The 23,564-nt window shown below is 66.8% G+C and carries 19 protein-coding genes and 1 other RNA gene; 14 read left to right on the forward strand and 6 right to left on the reverse strand.

Translation table 11 applies throughout. The features are described 5' to 3' along the window. Positions 1-262: IS3 family transposase (locus GAK28_RS21290; RefSeq protein WP_291774508.1), on the forward strand; the 262-nt coding region annotated here is incomplete at its 5' end. A gap of 135 nt (positions 263-397) precedes the next feature. Here GAK28_RS21290 and dusB read toward each other — a convergent pair. Further along, complete coding sequence (gene dusB / locus GAK28_RS21295; protein ID WP_291784178.1) at positions 398-1,384, reverse strand: tRNA dihydrouridine synthase DusB; 987 nt, start codon at positions 1,382-1,384, stop codon at positions 398-400. 133 nt (positions 1,385-1,517) lie between these two features. On the opposite strand from dusB, the gene GAK28_RS21300 reads away from it, so the two are divergent. The 3 genes from GAK28_RS21300 to GAK28_RS21310 all read left to right on the forward strand — a co-directional run bounded on the left by GAK28_RS21300 (position 1,518) and on the right by GAK28_RS21310 (position 5,710). Further along, positions 1,518-2,159: a methylamine utilization protein gene (locus GAK28_RS21300; RefSeq protein WP_291784180.1), complete on the forward strand. Its 642-nt coding sequence runs from the start codon at positions 1,518-1,520 to the stop codon at positions 2,157-2,159. Between the two features lie 7 nt (positions 2,160-2,166). After that, on the forward strand, positions 2,167-4,503 hold the full coding sequence (locus GAK28_RS21305; protein ID WP_291784182.1) for an EAL domain-containing protein: 2,337 nt from the start codon (positions 2,167-2,169) through the stop codon (positions 4,501-4,503). A 100-nt stretch (positions 4,504-4,603) separates the two neighbouring features. Continuing rightward, on the forward strand, positions 4,604-5,710 hold the full coding sequence (locus tag GAK28_RS21310; RefSeq protein WP_291784184.1) for a GGDEF domain-containing protein: 1,107 nt from the start codon (positions 4,604-4,606) through the stop codon (positions 5,708-5,710). A gap of 6 nt (positions 5,711-5,716) precedes the next feature. Here GAK28_RS21310 and GAK28_RS21315 read toward each other — a convergent pair whose 3' ends face one another. After that, positions 5,717-5,971, reverse strand: a complete 255-nt coding sequence (locus tag GAK28_RS21315; RefSeq protein WP_291784186.1) for a CsbD family protein — start codon at positions 5,969-5,971, stop codon at positions 5,717-5,719. A 142-nt stretch (positions 5,972-6,113) separates the two neighbouring features. Between GAK28_RS21315 and GAK28_RS21320 the strand changes: the two genes are divergently transcribed. From GAK28_RS21320 to GAK28_RS21340, 5 genes are read left to right on the forward strand one after another with little or no spacing between them, the layout of a single operon-like run. Then, positions 6,114-8,711: a glycoside hydrolase family 31 protein gene (locus GAK28_RS21320; protein ID WP_291784188.1), complete on the forward strand. Its 2,598-nt coding sequence runs from the start codon at positions 6,114-6,116 to the stop codon at positions 8,709-8,711. A gap of 3 nt (positions 8,712-8,714) precedes the next feature. Beyond that, a complete protein-coding gene (locus GAK28_RS21325) occupies positions 8,715-9,614 on the forward strand; it encodes a glycine betaine ABC transporter substrate-binding protein (protein WP_291784190.1) in 900 nt (299 codons plus the stop codon). Then, positions 9,611-10,741: an ABC transporter permease gene (locus GAK28_RS21330; protein WP_291784192.1), complete on the forward strand. Its 1,131-nt coding sequence runs from the start codon at positions 9,611-9,613 to the stop codon at positions 10,739-10,741. Before GAK28_RS21325 ends, GAK28_RS21330 begins: the two co-directional genes overlap by 4 nt. Beyond that, entirely contained in the window at positions 10,738-11,667 is a 930-nt protein-coding gene (locus GAK28_RS21335; protein ID WP_291784194.1) for an ABC transporter ATP-binding protein, read from the forward strand. The genes GAK28_RS21330 and GAK28_RS21335 overlap by 4 nt, the downstream gene beginning before the upstream one ends. Beyond that, positions 11,664-12,374: an ABC transporter permease gene (locus GAK28_RS21340; protein WP_291784196.1), complete on the forward strand. Its 711-nt coding sequence runs from the start codon at positions 11,664-11,666 to the stop codon at positions 12,372-12,374. Before GAK28_RS21335 ends, GAK28_RS21340 begins: the two co-directional genes overlap by 4 nt. 34 nt (positions 12,375-12,408) lie before the next feature. Here the strand turns inward: GAK28_RS21340 and GAK28_RS21345 are convergent, their stop codons facing one another. Further along, the gene (locus tag GAK28_RS21345) at positions 12,409-14,460 is read right to left on the reverse strand and encodes a M13 family metallopeptidase (protein ID WP_291784198.1); all 2,052 of its coding nucleotides are present in this window, start codon (positions 14,458-14,460) and stop codon (positions 12,409-12,411) included. A gap of 213 nt (positions 14,461-14,673) precedes the next feature. Between GAK28_RS21345 and GAK28_RS21350 the strand changes: the two genes are divergently transcribed. The 3 genes from GAK28_RS21350 (at position 14,674) to GAK28_RS21360 (ending at position 19,002) form a co-directional block, all read left to right on the forward strand. After that, on the forward strand, positions 14,674-15,450 hold the full coding sequence (locus GAK28_RS21350; protein WP_291784200.1) for an iron-containing redox enzyme family protein: 777 nt from the start codon (positions 14,674-14,676) through the stop codon (positions 15,448-15,450). A 113-nt stretch (positions 15,451-15,563) separates the two neighbouring features. Beyond that, positions 15,564-18,257 carry an EAL domain-containing protein gene (locus tag GAK28_RS21355; protein WP_343161900.1) on the forward strand — a complete coding sequence of 898 codons (2,694 nt, stop codon included), beginning with the start codon at positions 15,564-15,566 and terminating at the stop codon, positions 18,255-18,257. A 70-nt stretch (positions 18,258-18,327) separates the two neighbouring features. Beyond that, a complete protein-coding gene (locus GAK28_RS21360) occupies positions 18,328-19,002 on the forward strand; it encodes an HAD family hydrolase (protein WP_291784204.1) in 675 nt (224 codons plus the stop codon). A 58-nt stretch (positions 19,003-19,060) separates the two neighbouring features. Here the strand turns inward: GAK28_RS21360 and GAK28_RS21365 are convergent, their stop codons facing one another. From GAK28_RS21365 to rsmI, 3 genes are all read right to left on the reverse strand, one after another. Beyond that, complete coding sequence (locus GAK28_RS21365; protein WP_291784206.1) at positions 19,061-19,435, reverse strand: YraN family protein; 375 nt, start codon at positions 19,433-19,435, stop codon at positions 19,061-19,063. Between the two features lie 29 nt (positions 19,436-19,464). Continuing rightward, on the reverse strand, positions 19,465-21,282 hold the full coding sequence (locus GAK28_RS21370; protein WP_291784208.1) for a penicillin-binding protein activator: 1,818 nt from the start codon (positions 21,280-21,282) through the stop codon (positions 19,465-19,467). A gap of 200 nt (positions 21,283-21,482) precedes the next feature. Continuing rightward, the gene (gene rsmI / locus GAK28_RS21375; RefSeq protein ID WP_291784210.1) at positions 21,483-22,310 is read right to left on the reverse strand and encodes a 16S rRNA (cytidine(1402)-2'-O)-methyltransferase; all 828 of its coding nucleotides are present in this window, start codon (positions 22,308-22,310) and stop codon (positions 21,483-21,485) included. A gap of 58 nt (positions 22,311-22,368) precedes the next feature. Here rsmI and rnpB point away from each other — a divergent pair. Both rnpB and mraZ read left to right on the forward strand, forming a co-directional pair. After that, an RNA gene (gene rnpB / locus GAK28_RS21380) (RNase P RNA component class A) lies at positions 22,369-22,734 on the forward strand. A gap of 376 nt (positions 22,735-23,110) precedes the next feature. Beyond that, entirely contained in the window at positions 23,111-23,557 is a 447-nt protein-coding gene (gene mraZ, locus GAK28_RS21385) for a division/cell wall cluster transcriptional repressor MraZ (protein ID WP_291784212.1), read from the forward strand. Positions 23,558-23,564: the final 7 nt, after the last annotated feature.

The raw sequence follows: 23,564 nt of genomic DNA on the forward strand, positions 1-23,564 counted from the left end.
GCGCGAGCACCGCGCCCTGTTGGAGCAATACGCTTTGATCGCCAGCATGAGTGCCAGAGGCAACTGCTACGACAACGCAGCAATGGAGAGTTGGAACCACAGTCTGAAGGTCGAGGCCATCCATGGTGAACACCTCGCCACACGGGAGCAGGCCAAGGCTCATGTGTTTGACTACATTGAGGTTGACTACAATCGGATCCGGCTGCACTCGACCCTGGGCTACCTCAGCCCAGAGCAGTACGAGCTGGCCAATGTCGCTTAGATAGGTGTCCGTAAATCAGGGGCAAGATCAGGGGCACCACCTTTGACACCATCGGGCACAGGCCGTGCGGCGGCGCTGTTCCGCGAACTGGCCTATCGCGCCGAACGCGCCAACTCGCTGAAAACGATGTCACCCTTAGGCCGCGAGCGACACGCCCGCGGCCAACGCGTCGAAGTACTCGCGCGTAAGGCGCAGCTGCGTATCGGCATCCTCGGCACGATTCACGACATGACGGAACGCCGCGTTCTCGGGACGGTCCTTCGCATACCAACCCAGGTGCTTGCGCGCGATGCGCACGCCCATGACCTCGCCGTAAAACGCGTAGAGGTGTTCGAGATGTCCGAGGAGGATGTCACGGACCTCGGTCGGCGTGGGCTCCGGTAGAAACCCGCCGGTTTTCAGGTGATGCGCGATCTCGCGGAAGATCCAGGGACGACCCTGCGCACCGCGGCCGATCATCACCGCGTCGGCGCCGGTGACGGCGAGAACTTCCCGGGCCTTCGCCGGGGTGATGATGTCGCCGTTGGCGAGCACGGGGATCGAGACGCTCGCCTTCACGGCGGCGATGGTCGCGTATTCGGCATCGCCTTCGTACTTGTCGGCGCGCGTGCGGCCATGCACGGCGAGCGCGGCGATGCCAGCGTCTTGCGCGATGCGCGCGATGGTCAGGGCGTTGCGATGATCGCGGTCCCAGCCGGTACGGATCTTCAGTGTCACCGGGATGTCCACCGCCGCGACCACGGCGTGGAGGATGCGGCCCACCAGCGGCTCGTCCTGCAACAGCGCGGAGCCCGACCACACATTGCAGACCTTCTTGGCCGGGCAGCCCATGTTGATGTCGACGATCTGCGCGCCATTGTCGGCGTTGTAGCGCGCTGCCTCGGCGAGCATGCCGGGGTCGTAGCCGGCGATCTGTACGCTGATCGGCTCCGGCTCGCCGTCGTGGTCCATGCGGCGCAGCGACTTGCGCGTATTCCACAGGCGGGGATCGGCGGTGGTCATCTCGGACACAGCCAGGCCGGCCCCCATGCGCTTGCACAGGAGACGGAAGGGCTTGTCGGTGACGCCGGCCATGGGGGCGAGCACCACGGCCGGGGCGATGGAATGGGGACCGATGAACATGCGGGCATTTTACGCCAGCCGGGTCGCAAGATCCTTCGGACAGGCCCGGGCGGTGCGTTTCTGCCGGAAATTCCATCCAAGAGCGGCGCCCCCCGACTAGGCTAGGCTAAGCGACCCTTACGCGAGATAGCCCATGTTCCGCCTGATCGCCGCCGCGACCACGATCGCGCTTTCCGCCTCTCTCGCCCATGCCGGGGAGGTCCGCGTCCAGGTCGTGGACGTGGACGGCCACCCGGTGGCCGATGCCGTCGTGAGCCTCAGTCCGGTCGACAAGGCGCCGCGGGCTGTCCATGCCGTCACCCGAAACGTGGATCAGAAGGCACAGACCTTCATTCCCTACGTCACGGCGCTGCACCCCGGCGACAGCGTCGTGTTCCGCAATAGCGACGATATCGACCACCAGGTCTACTCGGTGTCCGACATCGCCCGTTTCGAATTCGTGCTGGACACGGGTGAATCGTCCAAACCACTCAAAGTGGACAAGACGGGCGTTGCCGCGGTCGGCTGCAATATCCACGACCGCATGCTGACCTACCTATACGTGACCAAGGATCCCGACGTGGTGGTGACCGACGCGAAGGGCGAAGCCCGCATGGAAGGCGTACCCGCCGGCCACTACACGGCGCACGCCTGGCATCCGCAGTTGCGCCCGGCGATCACCCTGCCGATCCAGGATGTGATGGTCGGGGCCGATGGCGGTTCCGTGCGCTTCATCGTCGCGCCCTTGCTGCCCGACCCCCGCACCGCGATGGACCACATGTCCATGGGGTCCTGAGCCCTCCATGCGGCTACCGGGTTTCCGCACGCGCCTGGCGATGTTCTTCGTCGCCACGCTGATCGTCGTCCAGGGCCTGACCGCCGGTCTGGCCTACGAGGTCGCGCGCCGGCACCTGCTGGCCGAGGGCGGCAGGCAGCTCACCGCCAATGCGGACGCCTTCGTGGCGCAGATGAACGACCTGTCCGAGCGCGTGGCCTCCGGCGTGCAGATCATGTCGCTGGACTATGCGCTGCGCTCGGCGATCGGCACGCGGGACCGCGGCACGATCCTCTCGGTACTTCGTAACCACGGCCATCGCGTCGGCGCCGCCCGGATGCAGCTGATCGGGCTGGACGGCCTGGTGCAGATGGACTCCACCACCACCGCCGGCGACGGCAAGCCGTTCGCCTTCCCCGAATTGGTCGCCAGCGCCTACGACGGTCATGCGGCGTCGGTCGCGACAGTCGGTGGCAAGGCCTACTGGGTCGTGGTGGTGCCGATCTACGCCCCCCAGCCGGTCGGCCTGGTGGCGGCAAGCATTCCGCTCGACGACGCCCTCGTGGCGCATATGCAGCAACTGTCGGCGCTGCCGCGCGACGTCGAATTGGTCGCCCGTGACGACGACGGCGCGTACAAGGCGATTGCGCATGGCGATTCGCGCCCGGAACTCACCGCGAGTTTCGTCGAGCGCGGCGAAGACCTGCCGCGCCATCCCACCGTGACGCGGATGGGCGGCCGTGAGTACCTCGCGCTGGCGCAGGCCCTGCGGCAACCCACGGCCAGCGGCTCGGTGCTGGCGGTGATGGGATACTCGCTCGACGACGCGATGCGGCCCTACAAGGCGATCTGGAGTGCGTGGTTGGGCCTGCTGGCGTTGGGACTGGTCAGCGGCCTGATCGCGTCCTGGCTCGTGGCGCGTGGTGTATCACGTCCGCTCGAAGCCCTGGCCGAAGCGGCCCGGCGCATCGCTGGCGGCGATTACCAGGGCACACCTTCCATTCGGCGGCGCGACGAAATTGGCGACCTGGCGCAGGCGTTTCGGACCATGGGCGATGCCGTCCACGAGCGCGAGCGCCGCATCCGCCATCAGGCGATGCACGACCCCGTCACCGGTCTGCCCAACCGCGCGGCGGCCGAAACGGCAATCGACGCGGACCTTGCGCAGGCTCCCCTGCGTGGCGGCGCGTTGCTGGTCGTCGGCGTGAACCGCCTGCCGGATATCGTGAAGACACTGGGCCACGCTATCGCGGATCGCCTCATGGCCGATGCCGGCCAGCGCGTGCGTTCGGTGGCGGGCGAGGCGATGGTGGCGCGCGTCACCGATACCCAGTTCGCGGTCTGGTTGTGCGGTGGCGACAGCACGGGTGCCGTGGGCGTCGCGCGCCGCGTCGTGAAGGTGCTGGGCGAGCCGTACCAGGAAGCCCAGGTTTCGATGGATATCGGCCCGGCGGTCGGGATCGCGCTCGCTCCGGATCATGGCGAGCATGCCTCAGCCCTGTTGCGCCGCGCGGAGGTCGCCGAATTCGCCGCGATCGGCTCGAACGCCGGCGTGGACATCTACGATCCGTGCACCGATCCGCATCGTCCCGAGCGCCTTTCGCTGATGAGCGACCTGCGCGACGCCATCGACGATGACGCGCTGGAACTGTGGTTCCAGCCGAAGCGGAACCTGCTCGATGGCCGCATCGACGCCGCCGAGGCCCTCGTCCGCTGGCATCGTCCCGGTCACGGCATGGTGCCGCCCGACCAGTTCATCGGCGTCGCCGAGGAAACCGGCAACGTCCGCCGGGTGACCCGCTGGGTGCTGGCGCGCGGCATCGCCCAGGCCGCGCAACTGCACCGCGAAGGGCGCGAGATGAAGGTATGGCTGAACCTCTCCGCCCACGACATCGGTGACACCGGCCTGCCCGAGCGCGTGGCCGAGTTGCTGGCACGTCACGAACTGCCGCCTTCGGCGATCGCCCTGGAAGTGACCGAAAGCGCGGTGATCGGCGAACCCGAGGTGGCGCTCGACGTGCTGCGTCGCTTCGCGGACATGGGCATCGACGTGGTGATCGACGATTTCGGCATCGGCCAGACCTCGTTCGCCTACCTTCGCCGCCTGCCGGTGACCGAACTCAAGATCGACCGCATGTTCGTCCGCCAGCTCGGCCAGGACGTCACCGACCGCACCATCGTCCGCGCCCTGGTCGAACTGGGCCACCGCTTGGGCTTCCGGGTAACGGCCGAAGGCGTGGAGGACGAGGGCAGCCTCGACTACCTCGCTGACGTCGGCTGCGACCACGCCCAGGGCTATTTCATCGGCCGCCCCATGCCGTTCCGCGACCTTTGCAGCTTCTACGATGCGCAGACCGTGGCGTAAACCCGATCGCGGCGTACGATGTACGGCATCGTCGAACGGGTCGGGGGATCGGGTGGATCAGGACGTCTGGGAACGGAAATACCATCTCGCACTGGAACGGATGGAGCGTGACGAACACGATTTCCGCCAGGTCGAGGAAAACCTGCGCCGGCTCGCGCTGCGTCTCGCGCTGCTCGCCCGTGGTCAGAGTACCGATGCCGACGCCTTGCTCGACCGTCTCACGTCCAGCCTTCACGCCGCATCCTCGGGCGAATCGCTCGATCCCCTGCTGGACGATCTCAGCGCCGTGGTCGCGGCCCTGGACGTGCCGCGTGGCGCCGACGATCCCGATAGCGTCGCGGCTCTGCGCGAGGACATCGCGCGTCTCCAGGACCTTCTGGCCGAAGTCGGGACGCGCCTGGGCGACGTGACCCGCTTCCTCGCCGGTGGCATGCGCGAGGCGGAGGAGGGCGAAGACCAGACACGCTCGCTCGACGCCCGCGTGCACGTGGAGATGAAGCTGCTGGAAGAACAGGTGGCGGCGGCCACCGACTTGTCGGGCCTGCGTGCGCAGGTCAGCGAGCGGCTGTCGATGATCGACGTGCATTTCCGCGAGCACCGCGAGCGTGAGGACGCACGACTGGCGGCCTATCGCGACGGCGCGCGACGCATGCGTCATCGCGTCGAAGAGCTGGAAACGCAGGCCACCACCCTGCAGGACTCGTTGCGTCGCGAGCACGAACGTGCCCTGACCGATCCGCTCACGGAGTTGCCGAACCGGCTGGCCTGGGAACGTCGCATGGAGGATGTCGAAAGCGACGTGCGCGCTGGTGGCATGGCCTGCCTTGCCGCCTTCGATATCGATCACTTCAAGGCGATCAACGATACCTATGGCCACGCGGCGGGCGACGCCGTGCTGCGTATCGTGGGGCGGACTCTGGCCCAGATTCTCGGCGACGACACCTTCGTAGCCCGTTACGGTGGCGAGGAATTCGTCGTGGTGTTCGTGGGCCGTGATACCGATGCTGCGCTGGCGTCCTCCGTGGCCCTGTGCGCGGCGGTGGCGAAGCTGGCTTTCCACGCTGGCGGCAAGCCGGTGACCGTGACGATGTCGGGCGGTATCACGCGATTCGACGCACGCGATACCGCCATCACCGCTTTCGAACGGTCCGATCGCGCCCTTTACGCGGCCAAGCGCGCGGGACGCGATCGCTGCCTGGTGGGCTGATCGGGGTCAGTCGCGACGGGCGAGCAGCAACCCAACGAGGATGCCGACGCCGAAACCACCCAGGATGGCGCCGAGCGGACGCTCGGCGACGGCCTCGCGGACGGTTTCCACCGCTTCGCCGGCCTTGGCCTGCACGCGGCCGGCGGTTTCGCGCACCGCGCCTTCGGCCTCGAGGTCGTGATCGCCCGTGAGGGCGCCGGCGGCACGCTGCACACGGCCACCGATGGTATTGGCGGCACCGCGGATCTGGTCTTCGTTCATGGTCCTCTCCTCGCTGGGTTGACGATCGGCAGACGTTGCCGGGAAGGGGGTGCACATTCCGTCAAGCCGACGCGTTCACCGTGTCCATGCGGCGACGCGTCATAATGGGCTCTTCGTTCGCCACAGGGGTGCTACCCGACCCATGGAAGCCACGACTCACCCGACGCCGCTCGGCGCCGCCGCGCAGCCTGAAGCCACCGTGGAACGGGGCGAGGCGCGCTTTACCGTGCTGTCCCCACGCCTGATCCGCCTGGAGTGGAGCGCGGACCGCCAGTTCCGTGACGGCCGCACGCAGGTGGTCGTCCACCGCGCGGTCGACGTACCGCCGTTCACGCTCAGCGAGGACGACACGGCGCTGGAGATCGACACCGGCACGCTGCGTCTTCGTTACGAGAAGGGCCCAGGCCGCTTCACGGCCGGCAATCTCGCGATCCTGGTCCGCCGTCCTTCGGGCGATGCCACCTGGCATCCGGGCGACACCCAGGGCGACAACCTTGGCGGTACCTATCGCACCCTCGACCGCTACGACGGCGACACCTGGCAGGACGGCAGCAAGCTGCCGCTGGAAGAGGGGCTCATCGCGCGCGATGGCTGGCACGTCGTGGACGACACCGCCGGCTTCGGTATCGACGACGAGGGCTGGGTGGTGGATCCACCGCGCGGCGAGCGCCAGGACTTGTATTTCTTCGGTTACGGGCACGACTACCGCGCCGCCCTGGCCGACTTTGCCGCCATCGCGGGTCCGCAGCCGATGCCGCCGCGCTTCGTCTTCGGTTACTGGTGGTCACGTTACTGGAACTACTCCGACGAGGAACTGCGCATCCTCGGTGCCCGCTTCGAGAAAGAGCGCATCCCGCTCGACGTGCTGGTGCTGGACATGGACTGGCACACCACCCCGGGCCTCTCGTTGCGGCCCGGGCACGAACATCGCGACGTGTTCGGCGAACAATCCGGCTGGACCGGCTACACGTTCAATCGCAGCCTGTTTCCCGATCCGGCCGCGTTCATGCGCTGGGCGCGTGGAGAGAAGCTGCGCATTACCCTGAACCTGCATCCCGCGTCGGGCGTCATGCCCCACGAAGAGAAATACGAGGCGATGGGCAAGGCGCTGTCGTGGGACACCTCCACGCGCGAACCCATTCCCTTCGAAGGCGCGTCGCAGCCGTACATGCGCGCGCTGTTTGACACCATTCTGCACCCGCTGGAACGGCAGGGCGTGGATTTCTGGTGGCTGGACTGGCAGCAGTGGCCGGAGTCGAAGGCCTTTCCCGGCCTGTCCAACACCTGGTGGCTGAACCATGTGTTCTTCACCGAGATGCAGCGCGATGGCGACCGGCGTGGCCTGATCTACCATCGCTGGGGCGGGCTCGGTAACCATCGCTACCCGATCGGATTCTCCGGCGACAGCGTGATCTCCTGGACATCGCTGGCGTTCCAGCCGCATTTCACGGCGATGGCGTCGAACGTGCTTTACGGCTACTGGAGCCACGACATCGGCGGCCACACCTTCCACAAGCAGATTCCACGACCGGAGCGGCACCTCGATCCCGAGTTGTACGCGCGCTGGATGCAGTTGGGCGTGTTCAGCCCCGTCTTGCGCACGCATTCGGCGAAGGAAGCCAGTCTGCACAAGGAATCCTGGCATTTCGGGCCGCCGTACGGCGACGCGATCTTCGCGGCGATCCGCCTGCGCTACCAGCTGGCGCCCTACATCTACGGCGCCGCCCGCGCGGCGTACGACACGGGTACCTCCATCGTCCGGCCGATGTACTACCACTGGCCGGAGCATGAGGAAGCCTACGGGCATCCGTCGCAGTACATGTTCGGCGACGACATCCTCGTCGCACCGGTCACGCTGCCGGTGGGCGACGATGGTACGGCGGCTTTCGCCGTCTGGTTGCCCCCGGGGCTCTGGTATAGCCGTGACGGCGCGGAAGCCTACGAGGGCGGCCAGGTGCTGGAGCGTAACTATGCGCTGGAGGAAATGCCGATCTTCGTGCGCCCCGGTAGCGTGGTGCCGCTGTATCCCGAAGGCCTGCGCGATCTGGCGAGCGTGCCGGCGTCGCTGATCCTTCAGGTGTTCCCCGGCGACGAGGGCCATGCGTCGCTCTACGACGACGATGGCGCGACGCAAGGTTACCAGCGTGGCGAGTTCGCCCGTACCACCGTGCGCAGCCGCCGTGGTGATCGTGCGCATCGCGTGCATATCGATGCGATGGACGGGCATTACCCGGGACGACCGACGACGCGTTCGTACGTGGTGGAACTTCTGGATGCCGGTATCCCGGAGAGTGTCGAGGTGAATGGCCGTGCACTTCCGTACAGCGCGACCGCCGCCCCCGGCACGTGGCTGTTCGACACGGCGTCGCTATGCATCCGCATCGACCTGGGCGAGGCATCCGTCGACATGGCGCACGATGTCGTCGCGCGTTTTGCACCCGAGCACGCCTTGCCGCGCGGGTTGCTGCATCGCATGCGGCGTGCTGCGCATGCGGTGAGTTATCTCAAGCAGGTGTGGGGCGATATCTCCGCGCTGCCCGATGACGTGGACCTGGCCGGGCAGGCGGCGCGTGTGCTCGCCTACGCGGTGGAGGAGGGCGACGACGAGGGCCGGGCAGAGCGGTTCACCCAGGGCGTGCGGGCCTTCGAGGCACGTTTCCTTGCCTTGCCCAACAGCGTGGACGCGACGCCGATCGACGACGCGTTCAAGCGCACCTTCGCCGACCTGCTGGGACGTTAAGCATTGCGTCGCGTCCTGTTCGCCATCCTGTGCCTGGTCGCCGTTTCCGTCCAGGCGCAGACACCCGTGCGCGTGGGTTCGAAGGCCGATAACGAGGGCGCGGTGCTGGGCCAGATCGTCGTGCAGGTGCTCAAGCACGAAGGTATCCCGGTGATGGACCGTACGCAGCTCGGGCCGACATCGATCGTCCGGCGCGCGCTGCTCAACGGCGATCTCGATATCTATCCGGAGTACACGGGCAACGCGGGGTTCTTCTTCCATCGCGAGACCGATCCCGCGTTTCGCGATGCGGCGCGAGCCCATGCGCTGGCCGCCTCGCTGGACCTGGCCGCGAACCGGTTGGTGTGGTTGCGTGCGGCCCCGGCGGACAACCATTGGGCGATCGGCGTGCGCGGCGATGTCGCGCGTGCAGCGGGCCTGAAGACGCTGGATGATTTTTCCCGCTGGGTGCGTTCGGGCAGCGATGTCTATCTCGCCGGCTCGGCGGAGTTCGTGGAAAGCGATGCCGCGTTGCCCGCCTTCCAGTCTGCCTACGGATTCCGCCTGCGCGGCGACCAGTTGCTGGTGCTGGCCGGTGGCGATACCTCGGCCACGATCAAGGCGGCGGCGGAGGGCACCTCAGGCGTGAACGCGAGCATGGTCTATTCGACCGACGGTGCGCTGGCGGTGACGGGCCTGGTGGTGCTGGACGATCCGCGTCATGTGGAAATGGTCTATCAGCCCGCGCCCGTGGTTCGCGAAGAGGTGTTGCGGCGCTATCCGCGGATGCGCGAGGCGCTGGACAAGGCGTTTGGTTCGCTGACCGTGGACGTGTTGCGCCGACTCAATGCGCGAACCCAGATCGATGGCGAGGACGCGGCGAAGGTCGCGGCGGACTACCTTCGCGACGAGGTGTCGTTATGACGACGGATGTACGCAAGGCGCCCTTCCTGCCGGTCGCGGTGCTTTGTTGTCTCGGTTTCGCAGCGGTGTGGCTGCCTTTCCTGCATGTCGCGCCCAATCGCCTGCTGAGCGGCGTGGCGCGCAGTCCCCACGAGATCGTGCTGGCTGTCGCGTGGCTGGCAGTGGCGGGGCTCGCGTGGTTCATTCGTTCGCGGACGCTGGCGATCGCCTGTGTATCCGCCATGGTGGTCGCGTTGCCCTGGCTGGCGGGCCATGACGCCGGGCGCCTGCTCGACGGCGCGGCGCCCACGTCGCGCGTGCAGACCGGTGCGGGATTCTGGACGATGTGGCTGGCCGCTGGCCTGTTGCTGCTGGATCGCCTTCGCGGCTTGTCGCTGCGCTGGCGCGCCGCGACCTGGGCCGCGATAGCACTCGCCGTGCTATCCCTTGCCATGGGCGGTGCGTTCGGCGATATCGCCATCGTGCGTGAGTACCGCGCGCAACGAGGCGTTTTCATCGATGCGTTCTGGACGCACGTCGCGCTTTCCGGAACGACCTTGCTACTGGCCCTGGCGATCGGTTTGCCACTGGGCGCTTGGGCGTGGCGAGCGAAGCGTGCGGGTGGCGTGTTGCTGGGCGTGTTTTCTTTCCTCCAGACCGTTCCGTCGCTGGCGTTGTTCGCTTTGCTGATCGGCCCGTTCGCATGGCTCGCGCGCGCATGGCCGGCGCTGGGCGCGCTCGGCTTTGGCGGAACCGGCGCCGCGCCGGCCGTGTTCGCGCTGGTGCTCTATGCCTTGCTGCCGGTGCTGCGCTACACGGTGACGGGGCTCGATGCCGCGCCCGCCGACGCGCGCGACGCGGCGCGCGGTCTGGGCATGAGTCGTTGGCACGTGCTGGCGCGTATCCAGGTGCCCTTGGGCCTGCCGGTGTTGCTGTCCGGGCTGCGCATCGTGGCGGTACAGACCGTGGGCCTCGCCGCCGTCGCGTCGCTGATCGGTGCGGGCGGGTTAGGGCGTTTCGTTTTCCTAGGCATCGGGCAGGGGGCCACCGACATGGTGTTGCTTGGGACGCTGGCGATCATCGCGCTGGCTTTTGCGATGGACCTGCTGTTCCAGGGGCTGCATGCCCTGGCGGAGGTGCGGGCATGATCGTCTTCGAAGGCGTCGGCAAGCGTTTCGGCGGACGCTCGGTGATCGATGGACTCGACCTGCGTATCGAGGATGGCGAGTTCTTCGTGTTGGTCGGACCCTCCGGTTCGGGCAAGTCGACCTTGCTGCGCATGGTCAATCGATTGGTGACGCCGGACAGCGGTCGCATCCTGGTGGACGGTGACGATGTGGCCTCGGTGGATGTCGAGCAATTGCGTCGCGGTATCGGCTACGCCATCCAGTCGGTGGGATTGTTTCCGCACCGGACCGTGGGAGAGAACATCGCCACGGTGCCACGCCTGCTCGGCTGGTCGAAGCGCGACATCGACGCGCGGGTCGACGAACTGCTCGCCCTGCTGCGGCTCGACGACCCCGGCATCGCCGATCGCTATCCGCGCACGCTCTCCGGTGGCCAGCAGCAACGCGTCGGCGTCGCGCGCGCGCTCGCTGCGCGTCCGCGCATCGTGCTGATGGACGAACCCTTCGGCGCGCTCGATCCGCTCACCCGCGAATCGCTGCAATCTGCCCTGCGCACGATCCAGCGCGATACGGCGACGACGATCCTGTTCGTTACCCACGACATGGACGAGGCCTTCGGGCTGGGCGATCGCGTCGGCCTCATGCTCGACGGCCATCTCGTGCAGGTGGGTACGCCGCTCGAATTGATCCGGCAGCCGGCGGACGAGCGCGTGCGTGAGTTCGTCGGCGGTTCGCGGGCGCGTCTTCGCGAACTGGCGATCCGGCCGGTGCGTGAGCGAATGCGCAACGAGATCGCCAGCGGTGGCGCCGCGGTGGATATCGACGCGAGCCTCCAGGACGCCCTCGGCGCGATGCTCGCGCAAGGACGGGACCGACTGCGGGTAGAAGAGAAGGGTCGTGTCGTCGGCAGCATCGCGTTGGCCGACCTGGTCGAGCGTCGCGGGTGAGGGCGATCCTGCCCCTGTGCATCCTCGTGGCCTTGCTGCTGGTGCTTCCGCACGCGGGGCCATGGTTCCATGCGTGGATGCCGACGCTGTCGCATCCGTTGTATGCGCGTACGTCGTTCCATGCGCTCACCTTCGCCCATCTGGGACTCGTGTTCGCGGCGACCTTGGTGGCCACCGTGCTGGGCCTGTCGCTGGGCATCGTCGCGACGCGGCCGTTCGGGCGCTCTCTGTTGCCCACGGTGCGCGCCGTGGCCGTGATCGGACAGACCTTCCCGCCGGTGGCGGTACTGGCCATCGCGGTGCCATTGCTCGGCTTCGGTGCGGCGCCGACCTTCCTGGCGCTGGTGCTCTACGGCGTGCTGCCGGTGCTCGGGCAGACCGTCGCCGGACTCGACGCCGTGCCACCCGCTGCGCTGCATGCGGCGGACGGCATGGGCTACGGCCGGTGGCGGCGGCTGTTGGAGGTGGAATTGCCCCTGGCGGCCGGGCCGATCATGGCCGGCATCCGTCTTTCGGCCATCGTCAGCATCGGCACGGCGACCATCGGCTCGGCGGTTGGCGCGACGACGCTGGGTTCGCCCATCGTGGAAGGGCTGGTCGGCAACAATCCGGCGTATGTGATCCAGGGTTCGCTGCTGGTCGGTGCGTTGGCGTTGTCGGTGGATGGTTTGCTGGGCGCGTTCGAACGCTACGTACGCCGCCTGTAGGAGCGCGCAAGCGCGCTCCTACAAGTGGGATGACTTACCAGATCTTCACGCGCTGCGCCGGATCCAGGTACAGCTTCTGCTCGGCCTGCGGCTTGAACGCGTCGTACCAGGCGTCCAGGTTGCGCACGGTCTGCGCGCGGAACTGGCCCGGCGCGTGACCGTCGCCGATCACCTGCTGGCGCATCGCCGCGTCGCGGGTCTTCTCGCGCCAGCTCTGCGCGAAGGCGAGGAAGAAGCGCTGGTCGCCGGTCAGGCCGTCGATCACCGGAGCCGGCTTACCGCCCAGGCTTTCCTTATAGGCGGCATAGGAGATCGCCAGGCCGGACACGTCCGCGATGTTCTCGCCCAGCGTTTGCTGGCCGTTGACGTGCAGGCCCGGTAACGGCTCGTACTGGTCGAACTGCTTCACCAGGCGCTGGCCCGCTTCCTTGAAGTGCTTCTGGTCGGCGTCGGTCCACCAGTTGGCGAGGCGACCCTGGGCGTCGAACTCCGCGCCGGTGTTGTCGAAGCTGTGGCTGATTTCGTGGCCGATCACGGCGCCGATGGAGCCGTAGTTGGACGCGGCGTCGGCCTTGGGATCGAAGAACGGCGCTTCCAGGATCGCGGCGGGGAAGTTCAGTGCGTTCTGCAATGGCAGGTTCACCGCGTTTACCGTCTGCGGGGTCATCCACCACTCGTCGCGGTCCACCGGCTTGCCGAGTTTGGCGAGCTGGTGGTGGTACTCGGCGAGGTTGGCGCGCTGGTGGTTGCCCAGGGCGTCGTCCGGCCGGATTTCAAGACCGGCGTAGCTGCGCCAGGTATCCGGGTAGCCCACGCCGACCTTGATGGTGGCGATCTTCGCCTTGGCCTTCTGCTTGGTGGCCGGGCTCATCCAGTCGAGCGTATCGACGCGCTGGTCGAAGGCCTTCAGCAGGTTCTTCACCATGTCCTGCACTTCGGCGCGCGAGGAGGCGGGGAAGTACTTCTTCACGTAGATCTGGCCCACGGCGTCGCCGAGGTCGCCGTCGAGCACGCTGAGGCCGCGCTTCCAGCGATCGCGCTGCTTCGGCGTGCCGGTGAGCGTCTTGCCGTAGAACTCGAACGACAGGTCGTCGAACGCCTTGGGCAGCACGAAGGTGACTTCGCTGATGGTGTGGTAGCGCAGCCATGCCTTCCAGGTGTCCAGCGGCTCGCTGGCGACCAGCGCGGCGAACTTCGTCACCGTGGCCGGCTGCCAGACGATAAACGTGGGCTGGTCATCGAGCTGGGCGGCCTTGAAGTAGGCATCCCAGTCGATGCCCGGGGCATTCGTCGCGAACTCGGTGCGCTTCCACGGATTGTTGGCCTTGTGGATGTCCTCGCTCTCCACGATGGAGGCCTGGGCTTCGGCGAGCTTGGTTTCCAGGGCGACGATGGCCTTGGCCTTCGCGGCGGCATCGGGCGTGCCGGCCTTGGCGAGCACGGCCTGGACGAAGGCGGCGTACTTGGTCCGCGCCTCCACCATATCCTTGTCGTTCTTCAGGTAGTAATCGCGGTTGGGCATGCCCAGGCCGCCTTGAAGCAGATAGGGGTAGTTCTTCGAGGGATCTTCCAGGCCTTGCGCCACGAACAGGCCGAGCAGGTGGCCGGTGTCGAGGTTGGTGGCGTTGATCGGGTCCACGTCGGCGCGCAGCTGGGCGCCCAACGCGGTGGACAGGGTCTGCTTGTCGGCGATGGCGTCGATCTTCGCCAGCGCAGGTTCGAGCGGCTTCAGCCCGGCCTTCTCGATGCCGGCCTGGTCCATGAAGGCCTTGTAGTAGTCGGCGATCAGGCGCTCGTTGCTGCCTTGGGGGGCGTTGGCGGCGGCCGCTTCCTTCACGAGGTCGGCATTGCGCTTCTCGGCCTTCTGGAACACCTGCAGGAAGATGCCGGTGCTGGCGCGATCGGCCGGGATCTGGGCCGTCTTCTTCCAGTTTCCGTTGGCGTATCCGTCGAAATCGTCGCCGGGCTTCACGGCATGGTCGATGCCCTTGAGGTCCACGCCCGAGGGCTGGTCGGCCGCCGCGACGGTGGACGTGGCCAGCGCGCAGGCGATGGCGGTGACGAGTAGCCGGTGGATGGTGGCCATGGAAGCTCCTTGGGGTGGAAAAGGTCGCCCACGATAGACCCGCTACCCACCCTCGTGTCCATGACCGATGGCACCCCCGTATCCGGCAAGTCGTGACGGGGGATGTGCCCTAATGATCGTCCGGCCCCGCAATGGGGACCGGCTGGGCGGGCCGCGGGTCGCCCCGGTCCGCCCGGACCTTCCAATGGCAAAGATCTTTAGGGAGATCGCCTTATGAACGCTCGTTTCGAACTTACCGGTCCGCAGATGGACATCACCAGCTACCCGACCTGGGCCCAGGACATGGTGTCCTCCTGTGAAGACGCCCGCGCGGCCATCGTCCGCCACGACATGTGGTCGGCGATGGTCGAGGCCACGCTGGATCCGCAGACCACCCGCAACTTCATGGTGGGGGTGTGGCCCGTGATCGAACGCTTCCCCGGCTATATGTCCCATAGCCTGCTCAAGACCCGTTACGGCCGCAGCCCGGGCGACGATCTCGCCCGCCGCTGGCTGGTCCGCAACATTCGCGTGGAGCAGAACCATGCCGAGTACTGGCTCAACTGGGCCGAATCGGCGGGGGTGTCCCGCGAGGAGGTCCTGGGCGGCGAGCCGCCGAAGGGTTCCCAGGCCCTGGCCGACTGGTGCGAGGAAGTGTCCCGGCACGATTCGCTGGCCGCGGGCATGGCCGCTACCAACTATGCGGTGGAAGGAGCCACCGGTGATTGGTCGCAGATTGTCTACGAAAGCAAGGCCTATGCGGAAAGTCTGCCGATTTCCGGCCGAAAAGCCGGTCTGCGCTGGCTTCAGCTCCATGCCGCGTATGACGATACCCATCCGTGGGAGGCGTTGGAAATTGTCTGCACGCTGCTGGGGAGCAATCCGCCAGTGGACCAGATCGAGCACGTGAAGGAATGCGTTCGCCGCAGCTACGTCGCCATGACGGTGACGCTGGATCGTTGCATGGATGGCATCCTCTCCATCCGCAAGTTGAACGAGGCGGCCGCGTAACTCGATAGTTGCAAGCAAAGTAGCGCAATATCACGAATAGTTTGAGGTAGAGGGATTCGATGCGACGCATTGAGGCCAGTCAACAACGACCACTGGCACGGCGCCTGAGGCCCTTGGCCTATGCGCTTGTGGCGGTCGTGTGCCTCATCCTCACCCTGACGTGGGTCGCGCTACAGACCCAGGTGACTCTCGCCGGTTTTCTCAACGGCGAGAGTCTTTGGTCGAAAGCCCAGAAGCAGGCGGTCATCGACCTGGACGATTACGCCCAGCATGGGCGTGCTGACGACCTCAATGGTTTCAAGCGTAACTATGCGGTGCTGATGGCCGATCGCTCCGCGCGCGATGCCATCGCCAGCGGTCATTTTTCGCATGCGGAGGTGGAGGACGACTTCGCCCGTGGCGGGGTCATCCCCGAGGCCATCCCCGGCATGGTCTTCATCTTCGAACATTTCTCCGGCATGCCTTACGTGCGCGAGGCCATTACGGAGTGGCATTCGGTCGACGATAGTCTCGCCGAACTGGACGGTATCGCGGAGCGGCTGGAGCACGGATACAACGCCGGTACGCTGACCGCGCAGGACATCGAGGAAGAGCGTGCGCACATCGGTGCGCTGAACCGTTTCATCGAGCCACGCGCCAAGGCGTTCTCGCTCGACATCGCCAACGGCGCCTCGTGGCTGGGCAGGGTGCTTTTCTTCACCGTGCTCGGCGTGGCCGCGCTCGCTTCGGCACTGTGGATGCGTCTGGCGAGTCGCATCCTCGCCGGTATCCGTGGCACCGAGGAACGCTACAGCCTGCTATTCGACAGCGCCGCCGACGCCATCTTCATGGTGGACGAGGAAACCGGCCGCATCCTCGACGCCAATCGACGCGCGGCGAGCTGGATCGGCTGCTCGCGACACGAACTCACCGGCATCCAGTTGTCGAGCCTGTTCGTCGACGGCACCGCGTATTCCGGCGTGGGTACCTTGCGTGGCGTCGAGGGCAAGACGCGACCGGTGGAAACGCAGAGCAGCCTCGTGGTGTGGGGATCGCGCCAGGTCTGCCAGGCCATCGTGCGCGACATCTCCGATCGCGTCGCGATGGAGCAGGAGCGCAAGATCGCCGCCGAAGCGCTGGCGAGCATCGCGGAAGGCGTGATCATCGCCGACGCCGAGCGCCGCGTGACCACCGCCAACGCGGCGCATACGAAGCTCACCGGTATTCCCGTGCAAGCGTTGCGCAAGACGCAGTTCGACGCGACGCGCACGCTGCCCGATGGCCGTCCGCTGCCTGCATCGCTGTGGGAAAACATCGCCGCCGGCGACAACTGGCTCGGCGAAGTGGAAAGCCGCCGTGCTGATGGCAGCACGTATCCCGAGCTGATGAGCATCAGCACGATCCGCGACGCGGAAGGCAAGCCGCAGCATTACGTCGCGGTGGTGTCCGACATCACCGCGCGCAAGGCCGATCGCCAGCGCCTGCAGCACATGGCCACGCACGATCCGCTGACGGGTCTGGTCACGCGCTCCGAATTCGAGCGGCTCTGTGCCGAGGCGATCACGCGCGCCGCCCACGAGCGCGGCGCGGTCGCGGTGCTGTTCGTCGACCTCGACGCGTTCAAGGTCATCAACGACAGCTATAGCCATGCCACGGGCGACGCCCTGCTCATGCGCGTGGCCGAGCGCATCCGCGCGCAGCTGTCGCCGCACGACGTGGCGGGTCGCATCGGTGGCGACGAATTCACCATCCTGCTGGCAGACCTGCGTTCGCGCGAGGAAGCCCTGGTCACCGCGGAAGCCTTGCTGGCCGCGTTGGCGCGCCCCTTCGACCTGGGCGACTACGAGCTGTTCGTCAGCGCCAGCATCGGCATCGCGGGTTATCCCCTGGACGGCAACGACCCGGTCACCCTCATCGCGAACGCCGACGCGGCGATGTATGTGGCGAAGACGGAAGAACGCAACGCGTTGCGTTTCTACACGCCCAAGATGCACGCCGACGCGCGGCGCCGCCTGAAGCTTGCTTCGGAGTTGCGCCAGGCGCTTGTCCGTAACGAATTCCAGTTGCTCTACCAGCCCAGCGTCGAGATCCGCAGCGGGCGGATCGTGGCGGTGGAAGCCCTGATCCGCTGGCGGCATCCCGAGTGCGGCAGTGTGCCGCCGGACGAGTTCATCCCCATCGCCGAAAGCCTGGGCCTGATCCGCCAGATCGACGAATGGGTCATGGAAACGGCGTGCCGCCAGTTGGTGGTCTGGGACGAACTTCGCCTGCCGCCGTTGCGCGTGGCGGTGAATGTCTCCGCCGGCTCATTCGCCCATCCGGAATTCCTACCGGGCGTCGAGCATGCCCTGGCGAAGACGGGCGTGCCGGCCAACCGCTTGCTCATCGAACTGACCGAAAGCGCGATCCTTCGACTTGGCGAGGATACCGAGCGCACGATGCTGGCCCTGCACAAGCATGGTGTGGCCGTGGCGATCGACGACTTCGGCACGGGGTACTCCTCGCTGGCCTACCTGAAGCTGCCGGCCGTGGCCTATCTGAAGATCGACCGTTCCTTCATCACCGGCCTGCCGACCAATGGCAACGACGTGGCGATCACCGAGGCGATGCTCGCCATCGCCCGCAGCCTCGACCTGCACACCATCGCCGAAGGCATCGAGACTGAGCCCCAGCACGACTTCCTGCTGAAGGCGGGCTGCCAGGAAGGGCAGGGCTTCCTGTACTCGCGGCCGCTGCCGCCGGACGAGATCGAGCGCCTGCTGGCGCCGCGGGCTTCCACGGCGGCAAACAAGCGCCTGTCCCTGGTGCCACCCAAGCGGGCCTCCTGACCGCCGGCCTTCGGATCGTCACGGGCGTCCCCATATGATGGGGCATCCGCTTTCCGTAAGAGGCAACGCCGTGTCCGACCGCGACTCCATCGTTTTCCTGTTCGACGTCGACAACACCCTGATCGACAACGACCGTTTCAGCGCCGACCTCGCCGCCCGGCTCGAACACGAGTTCGGCACGGATGGCCGCGAGCGCTACAACGCCATCGACAAGGAGATTCGCGGCCAAGTGGGCTACGCCGATTATCTGGGCGTCTTGCAGCGCCTGCGCGGGCAGCGCAGCGAGCGCTCCTTCATGGAGATGTCGTTCTTCCTGCTCGACTACCCCTTCGAGCAGCGTCGCTTCCCGGGCGTGCTGGAAGCCATCGACCACCTGCGCACGCTGGGTCGTCCGGTGATCATGTCTGACGGCGATACCGTGTTCCAGCCGCGCAAGATCCGTCGCGCGGGGCTATGGGAAGCCTTCCGCGAGGACGTGCTGATCTACGTGCACAAGGAAGAGATGCTCGACGACATGCAGGCCCGCTACCCGGCTGACCACTACGTGATGGTCGATGACAAGCCGCGCATCCTCGTGGCACTGAAGAAGCTGCTGGGCGATCGCGTGACCACGGTGTTCGTAAAGCAGGGGCACTATGCGGCGGCGGCGGGCAAGGACCTGGAAGACACGCCGCCGGACATCACGGTGGACACCGTCGCCGACCTGGCGAAGCTGGGGCGCGAGGCATTTTTCGCTACCGCTTGATATCAAGGACGCTTACGCATTGTAGGAGCGCGCTTGCGCGCGACAGGCCAGGTCGCGATCACCAATCCCCATCGAACGCCCCCCGCACCCACTCCATGCGCTCACCCTCAAACCCCACCACATCGAACCGGCACGGCCGTCGCGCATCGAGCGGCCTCCCCGTCAGCCAGATATGCGCGGCGCTGACGATGCGCCGTCGCTTGGCGGTCGTGACGGACGCCAGCGCTCCGCCGAACGCGGCACCACGCCGGTAGCGCACCTCGACGAAGACGACGACCTCTCCCTCGCGCATCACGAGGTCGATCTCGCCGTGTCGACAAAGAAAGTTGGCCTGGACCAGGCGCAGGCCACGCGCCTGCAGAAACGAAAGCGCCGCGCCTTCGAAGCGGTCTCCGAGGGCGCGGCGCGGGGTGGTGGTGCGGGGTGGTTTCAACGCGGACTCCTGTCCGCGCCGGCGGGAGATCAGCCGCCGCCGCTCTCGACGGTGGGGGCCGTGGCCGGCGCTTCGAGTTCGAGGCTACCCGCGACCGGGCGGGCCACGCCGTCGGTGAAGCGCGCCCAGATGAGTACGCGACGCACGCGACCGAATTCGTCGGCGACCAATTGACCGGTGGCGCCCGGCAGATAGCTGCCGGGGTGGCCGCGCATCCAGTCGATGTACGGCACCAGGCCCCACGCATCCATGCCGAAGGCGAACAGGCGTGCGGCGACACCCCGCGTGGCCGGGATCGCGCTGGCGAGATCCGCGCGATGCGGCAGACCCGGTTGCGCGTCGAACAGCCACGGCGCGTCGCAGAACTCCACGCCTTCCAGGTCGCGATCCGTGGTGGGATCGTCGCTACCCGCGTACACGTGAGAGGTGGCGAAAACTGGTTCGGTGTTGCGGGTCAGGCGTAGCTGGGGCATCAGCAGGCGGGCCTGCTGCGGCTTCATGCTGATGAACACACCGCCGTCGGTATCGCCTTCCGGCGTGGCGCCGATGCCTGCGCCGGAGAGCTGCGAGGCGAAGTCGATGCTGTTGGCGTCCAGCGTGACCTGTCCGGCCAGCTTGCCGCCGCGCGCCTGCCACTCAGCCTTGAAGGCATTGCCGGCGCGGCGGGCGAAGTCGTCGGTGGACACGATCACCACGGCCGAGTGCAGGCCGCGATCGGCCATGTGATCGGCGACCTGGGCGCCTTCGGTTTCCGGCAGCAGGCCGAACTCATTGGCGCCGGACGGCGGCAGGTTCTTGTTGTCGTTGGGGTAGTTCAGCGTGAGCATCGGCGCGGGCAGGGCGCCCTTGGCGAAGATCGCGGAGACGCCATCGCGGTTCAGCGGTCCGACCACGAAGCGGGCGCCTTCGGACACGGCCTTGTCGTAGGCGGCCACGGCATGGGTGGCGTCGTTGCCGGAGTCGTAGACCACCACTTCCGGGCGGGGCGCGTTGGTGTGCGCGGCGTCGATGTAGTTGGCGAAGAAGCCGTCGCGGATGGCGGCCCCCGCACCCGCGAGCGGGCCGGTCAGCGGCAGCAGCAGGGCGACCTTGGTCGGCACCTTGTAGCCTTCGCGCACACCCTTGTCGCCGGTCACGGTGCCCACGGCCTGGTCGAGCACCGCGGGCGAGCGGGTGGCGCTGCCCAACTGGGTCTGGGCTTCCATCACCCAGGGTCGCAGCGGATCGTTCGCCGGTAGCGTCGCGCCACGCGTGGCGAGCGGCTGCGCACCCAGGCTGGTCAGGATCGCGAGGATTTCCTTGCGGTTCTGTTCGCGGTCGATACCGCGCAACTGGCCGTCGAGGTCGACACGCGTCTGCGCCGCGCTCCAGGGATCGCCGGAGGCTACCTGCGCACGGGCGCGCAGTTCGGCAAGGCGTTGTTCGATCTGCGGGGACACGCGCGACGACGGCTTGCCGGTGAGCGACAGGGCGGTCGCCGGGTCGCCCTTCTTGAGAGCGAGTTCCGCGCGGATGGCGTCGAAGCGAAGGGCATCCTCGCCTTCCAGGCGCGAGCGGCGGATATCGCCGAGCACGGGCGCGGCGCGCTCCAGGGCACCTTCCTGGCGATACGACTCGGCCGCGAGCAGGCGGAAGTAGTCGCGATGCGTGGCGTCCTGGTCGGCCAGGGCCAGATAGGCCTGCGCGGCCTGGTCGAACTGGCCCTTCGTGTAGAGCGCCTGCGCGGCTTGCGTCGCCTCGCCGCTGGGTGCCGTGCCATGTGGCTGGGTCGTGCCACCCGGGGTCACGCAGCCGGCAAGGCCGGCGGACAGCAGGAGGCCGAGGGTGGTGGCGCGCATCGCTCGCATCGCGGTTTCCTTTGGTAACGCGGGAGGCGCCCTCCGGCGCCGAAACGCCCCGGATCATAGCCCATCGCTTCGCGAGGCCGGCGTGATCCGGCGCCGTTTATGCTGCGACAGGTAGGTGGTTATTCATCAGGTGCGAAGGGTTCCCGCGACACCGCTTCGTTGGCTTCTCGCCGCTGAAGCGGCTCCCACGGGGTTCGGCGTCAGGCGCCGTAGAGCGCCTTGCGTGGCGCGCCGGTGATCGCGGCGGCCAGTTTTGCCGCCTTGGCGGGCGGCAGTTCGTCCTTGAGGATGCCGAACACGCGAAGGCCTTCGGCCAGGCGTTCGTCCTCGCCGGCTTCGCGTCCGGCGACCATCACCACGAACTCGCCCTTCTGCTGGTTGGGATCAGCGGTGACGCGCGGCACCAGTTCGCCCAGTGGCGCACCCAGCACGGTTTCGAACAGCTTGGTCAGCTCGCGGGCCATCACCGCCTCGCGATCCGCGCCGAATACGTCACGCATGTCTTCCAGACATTCGACGATGCGATGCGACGACTCATAGAAGATGAGGGTGCGCGACTCGCCGGCCAGCTCGGACAGCCGCGACCGCCGCGCGCCGCCCTTGGCCGGGAGGAATCCCTCGAAGATGAAGCGGTCGCTGGGTAGTCCGGCAACCGACAGCGCCGCCACGACCGCACTGGGACCCGGCACCGGACTGGCCTTCAGGCCGGCGGCGCGCACCGCGCGGACCAGACGGAAGCCGGGGTCGCTGATCAGCGGCGTGCCGGCATCCGACACGAGGGCGACGTCTTCACCCGCCCGGATGCGTTCGACCAGGGCATCCACGGCCGTACGCTCGTTATGGTCGTGCAGCGCCACCAGCGGTGTGTCGATGCCCAGGTGGATGAGCAGCGGACGCGTATGCCGGGTGTCCTCCGCGGCGATCACGGCCACCTTGCGCAGGGTCTCGATGGCGCGCGCGCTGATGTCGTCGCGGTTGCCGATGGGCGTGGCGACGACGTGCAGGGTGCCGGGGCGAGGCTGGGACATCGGAATTTCCGCGTTGACTGGCCGCTCATTCTAGCCAGCATGGCTTATAATCGGAGGTGGAGTCGGCCAGACAGTCGCGTCGCGCCTTGTGCGCGTCGAGGAAAGTCCGGGCTCCACAGGGCAGGGTGCCAGGTAACACCTGGGCAGCGTGAGCTGACGGCCAGTGCAACAGAGAGCAGACCGCCGATGGCCCCGCAAGGGGATCAGGTAAGGGTGAAAGGGTGCGGTAAGAGCGCACCGCGTGCGGGGCTAACGTCGCACGGCACGGTAAACCCCACCCGGAGCAAGACCAAATAAGGGAACCATGACGCGGCCCGCGTCGTTCCCGGGTAGGTTGCTAGAGCCTGGCGGTGACGCTAGGCCGAGAAGAATGACTGTCACGTCGCAAGACGCACAGAACCCGGCTTACCGGCCGACTCCTTTCATTCTGTCGCGATCGGGGCACTTCGGTGCCCCGATCGCGTTTTCGTCGTCGGGTTGCGGCGAGCATCCATCGCGCGCAAGCGCGCTCCTACAAGAGGATGTCGACGCCGATGGTTGGGTGGGATGCGATTTCCTGGCATTCGTTCAGTCTCCACGCCATTTTCACGTCGCCCCGCCCCTCGTCGCGCAGAGCCATCCGTCAAAAAATCCTCGCGATTCAACCACCTTCGGTTGCTTTCTGAGAAATGGCTGGAATTGGTCATGAATGGAAGCTTTCTCCTTGATTCACAAGAAAAAATTCCTTGACAGTCTCAAGGGGCGAGACTATCGTGGGCTCCAGTGTGAAATCGTGGGATTTAGTGGGGTAGCCCTCAGTCATGTTTCAAGGCGAAACCGCCATCACGGTCGACGACAAAGGTCGTCTGACGATTCCGACCTCGTATCGGGATCTGGTGGCCGACGCCTGCGCAAACCGACTGGTGATTACCTACAACCCCTTCGAGTCGGGATCCCTGTGGATTTTCCCGTACGCGGAGTGGGAGCAGGTCCGCGACCAGGTCAATGCCCTGTCCAGCGTCAAGGCTGTCCACCGTGCGTTGCAGATGAAGCTGGTGGGTGCTGCCGCGATCGTCGAGCCCGACGGTGCGGCCCGTGTCCTCTTGCCAGCCAGTCAGCGCGCCGCGGCGGGCATAGAAAAAAAAGCCGTACTGCTGGGCATGGGCAACAAGTTCGAGCTTTGGAGCGAACAGGCCCACCTCGCCAAGATCCGGCAGACGATCAGCGAGGACGAGGTCAGCGACGACATGGCGGAACTGCGGTTGTAACGACGAA

Origin of the sequence: Luteibacter sp. (genome assembly GCF_009912395.1) — a bacterium.
In the GTDB taxonomy this organism is placed as follows: Bacteria; Pseudomonadota; Gammaproteobacteria; order Xanthomonadales; family Rhodanobacteraceae; genus Luteibacter.